Below are 4,114 nucleotides of genomic sequence, written 5' to 3' on the forward strand. Positions count from 1 at the left end.
CAGCGGTCATCACGGTCGGGGGTCGGACGCGCAGCGGGTGTCGCCCAGGGTGCCGCTTGCCGTGGACGGGGCCAGTGGGTCTACCGTGATGGGCGATGTTCCGCGTGCTGCTCCTTCCCAGCCGCGGCGGGGCCTGACCGAGACCGGCTCCCCGCCGCGGGTGACGCGTGCTCGCCGGTCGCCTCCCGCGCCGTCCGGCCCGGGATCCCTGCACCGCCGCACGGAGATCACGAACCCATGAGCATGTCCACGTCGATGCCCGACGGTCCGATCGGCGACATCCGCAACACCGTCGTCCACCCCGACGGCGAGATCCCCGCCGAGCAGCCCTTCTGGAACACCCAGCGGCCCAGCCGCATGCCGGTACACCGCTACAAGCCCTTCGCCGACGTCGTCGAGAAGGTCTCGCTCCCCGACCGCACCTGGCCGGACACGGTCGTCACGAAGGCCCCGCTGTGGGGCGCGGTCGACCTGCGCGACGGCAACCAGGCGCTGATCGACCCGATGTCGCCCGCCCGCAAGCGCCGCATGTTCGACCTGCTCGTCCGCATGGGCTACAAGGAGATCGAGGTCGGCTTCCCGGCCGCCTCGCAGACCGACTTCGACTTCGTCCGCGAGATCATCACCCAGGACGCGGTCCCGGCCGACGTCCGCATCCAGGTCCTGACCCAGGCCCGCCCCGAGCTGATCGTGCGGACGTTCGACTCGCTGGAGGGCGCGCACTCCGCCGTCGTCCACCTCTACAACTCGACGTCGATCCTGCAGCGGCGCGTCGTGTTCCGTTCCGACCGTGACGGGATCACGAAGATCGCGACCGACGCCGCGGCGCTGGTGCGCGCCGAGGCCGAGAAGCGGCCGGGGACGGACTGGCGCTTCCAGTACTCGCCGGAGTCCTACACCGGCACCGAGCTCTCCTACGCCAAGGAGATCGTCGACGCGGTCGGCGACGTGTGGGAGCCCACGCCCGAGAAGCCGATGATCGTCAACCTGCCGGCCACGGTGGAGATGGCGACCCCGAACGTCTACGCGGACTCCATCGAGTGGATGCACCGCAACCTCGCCCGCCGCGACTCGATCATCCTGTCGCTGCACCCGCACAACGACCGGGGCACCGGCGTCGCCGCCGCCGAGCTCGGGGTGCAGGCCGGCGCGGACCGCGTCGAGGGCTGCCTGTTCGGCAACGGCGAGCGCACCGGCAACGTCTGCCTGGTGACCCTGGGCATGAACCTGTTCAGCCAGGGGATCGACCCGCAGATCGACTTCTCCGACATCGACGAGGTCCGGCGCACCGTCGAGTTCTGCAACCAGCTGCCCGTCGGCGAGCGCCACCCCTGGGGCGGGGACCTCGTCTTCACCGCGTTCTCCGGCTCGCACCAGGACGCGATCAACAAGGGCCTCGAGGCGATGCGGACCGAGGCGGCGAACGCCGGGCACGGGATCGACGAGCACCCGTGGGAGGTGCCGTACCTGCCCATCGACCCGAAGGACGTCGGCCGCACGTACGAGGCGGTCATCCGGGTCAACTCGCAGTCGGGCAAGGGCGGCGTCGCCTACCTGATGAAGACCGAGCACCAGATGGAGCTGCCGCGCCGTCTGCAGATCGAGTTCTCGCGCCGGGTCCAGGAGCAGACCGACACCGAGGGCGGGGAGGTCTCGGCGAAGGAGATGTACGACATCTTCGCCGAGGAGTACCTGATGCGGCGCACGCCGCTGGAGCTCGTGCGCTCGCGCGTCTCGACCCACGACGACGGCAAGGCCGAGCTGGAGGCCACGCTGCGCGTCGAGGGTGACGTGCACGAGGTCTCGGGTGTCGGGAACGGGCCGATCGCGGCGTTCGTCGACGCGCTCGCGACGGTGGGCTACGACGTCCGCGTCCTCGACTACGCCGAACACGCGATGTCGGCGGGCGACGACGCGCGGGCCGCGGCCTACGTCGAGGCCGCCGTCGGGGACGTCGAGGTGTGGGGGATCGGCATCGACGGCTCGATCCTCACCGCGTCGCTCAAGGCCGTGGTGTCGGCGGTGAACCGGGCGATGCGCTAGCGCGCATGTGAACGGATTTGGTCGTTCCGGCGACCAGATCCGTTCACATGGCGCCCCGGCGCCCTGCCAGCGCGCGGCCGAGCGTGAGCTCGTCGGCGAACTCGAGGTCACCGCCCATCGGCAGGCCACTGGCCAGCTTGGTCACGGTGAGCCCGGGGAAGTCGCGGAGCAGGCGCACCAGGTAGGTCGCCGTAGCCTCGCCCTCGGTGTTCGGGTCCATCGCGAGGATGACCTCGGCGATCTCGGGCTCCGGCTCGCCGCCCTCGACGGTCGGCGTCCCGCCGATGCGGCGCAGCAGTTCACGCACCCGCAACTGGTCGGGGCCGATGCCGCCCATCGGGTCCAGGGCCCCGCCCAGGACGTGGTAGCGACCCCGGAACTCCCGGGTCCGTTCCACGGCCATCACGTCCTTGGGCTCCTCGACGACGCACACCAGCGTCGCGTCTCGCCGCGCATCCGCGCAGATGCGGCAGCGCTGCTTCTCGCTGACGTTTCCGCACACCTCGCAGAACACGACGCCGGCCTTGACCTTCGCCAGGGCGTCCTGCAGCCGCGTGATGTCGGCCTCCTCGGCGGCGAGGATGTGGAACGCCAGGCGCTGCGCGCTCTTCGGGCCGACCCCGGGGAGCCGGCCGAGCTCGTCGATCAGGTCCTGGACCGGGCCCTCGAACAAGGTCGGCTACGCCCCCAGCTGGGGGCCGCCGAGACCCCCGCCGCCCATGTCCAGCCCGCCGGCGAGCGGGCCCATCTTCTCGGCCTGGAGCTGCGCGGCGTTGTCGGCGGCGTCGGCGAGGGCGCCGAGGACGAGGTCCTGCAGCGTCTCGACGTCACTGGGGTCGACGACCTTCGGGTCGATGGTGATGCCGCGGACCTCGCCCGCGGCGGTCTGGGTGACCGTGACGAGGCCGTTGCCGGCCTGGCCGGTCACCTCGGTCTCCGCGAGTTCGGCCTGGGCGTTCATGAGCTGCTCCTGCATGGCCTGGGCCTGCTGCAGAAGAGCGCCCATGTCGGGCATGTCCGGCTGTCCTGGCTGCACGCCCCCAGGGTAGGGCGTGCGCGGTGCGGGACGACGAGGCCGGGCGATGACGGGGCTTTCCTGTCACTGGTCGTCCGCGACGACGGGGCTTTACTGCCACTGGCCGTCGGCGACGACGGGGCTTTACTGCCACTGGCTGCAAGCGACGACGCTTCGCTTGCACCGACCCCTCCGGCCGACGTCGGGCAGAGTGGCGCCCGTGAGCGACACCGCCGACCTGGTCCACCGCCTGCTCTCCGCCCGCACCTGGCGCGCGTTCGACGTCGGCGCCGACGGCCACGTCCTCGCCGGTGACGACACCTCCGGGTCGGTACAGGTCGTCGAGCTCGGCCCGGACGGCACGCGGCACACCCTGACCGCGCTCCCCGGCACGTGCTCGGGCCGCTACCTCAAGGGGGTCTCGCCCCGCACCGTCGTCGTCTCCCACGACTCCGCCGGCGACGAGCGCGCCCAGCTGTCCCTCCTGCGCCCCGACGAGGTCACCGACGCGCTCGGCGAGGACGACCTCGAACCGCTCGTCCGCGACGCCCGGTACATCCACTCGCTCGCAGAGGTCCTCGAGGGCGGGCGCGTGGTGTACGCGACGAACCGCCGCAACGGCGTCGACTTCGACCTCGTGCTGCGCGAGGTCGCGACGGGCACGGAGACGGTCCTCTACGACGGCGGGGGCATGGTGGGCGGCGCGGCCGTCGCGCCCGACGGATCCCGCGCGCTGATGACCCGCCCCGGCACCCCGGCCATGAGCTCCCAGGTACTGCTGCTCGCCGGCGCCGACACCCGCGAGGTCACCCCGGCCGACGAGCCCGCCCTGTTCGGCGGCCTGCAGTGGCTCCCCGACTCCTCGGCCGCGGTCGTCACCACCAACGCCGGCCGCGACCGCACCGGAATCGCCCGCCTCGACCCGGACACCGGCGCGCTCGACTGGCTCGTCATCGACGACGCCCACGACGTCACCGGCCGCCTCTCCCCCGACGGCACGCACCTGCTCGTCGTCACCGACGACGACGGCGCCTCCCGGCTCGCGATCCACGACGC

The 4,114-nt window shown here is 72.0% G+C and carries 4 protein-coding genes; 2 read left to right on the plus strand and 2 right to left on the minus strand.

Annotated features, from left to right (window positions below; all coding sequences use genetic code 11):
• Positions 1-255 precede the first annotated feature (255 nt).
• On the plus strand, positions 256-2,043 hold the full coding sequence (leuA, locus tag AC0CYZ_RS15215; RefSeq protein WP_472216753.1) for a 2-isopropylmalate synthase: 1,788 nt from the start codon (positions 256-258) through the stop codon (positions 2,041-2,043).
• 43 nt (positions 2,044-2,086) lie between these two features.
• On the opposite strand, the gene recR is transcribed toward leuA, so the two are convergent.
• A complete protein-coding gene (gene recR, locus AC0CYZ_RS15220; RefSeq protein ID WP_472216749.1) occupies positions 2,087-2,716 on the minus strand; it encodes a recombination mediator RecR in 630 nt (209 codons plus the stop codon).
• Between the two features lie 6 nt (positions 2,717-2,722).
• The gene (locus tag AC0CYZ_RS15225; protein WP_472216755.1) at positions 2,723-3,058 is read right to left on the minus strand and encodes a YbaB/EbfC family nucleoid-associated protein; all 336 of its coding nucleotides are present in this window, start codon (positions 3,056-3,058) and stop codon (positions 2,723-2,725) included.
• 220 nt (positions 3,059-3,278) lie between these two features.
• Between AC0CYZ_RS15225 and AC0CYZ_RS15230 the strand changes: the two genes are divergently transcribed.
• On the plus strand, positions 3,279-4,114 hold an 836-nt coding region (locus AC0CYZ_RS15230), incomplete at its 3' end, for a TolB-like translocation protein (RefSeq protein WP_472216751.1).

The organism is Actinomycetospora sp., from assembly GCF_055612215.1.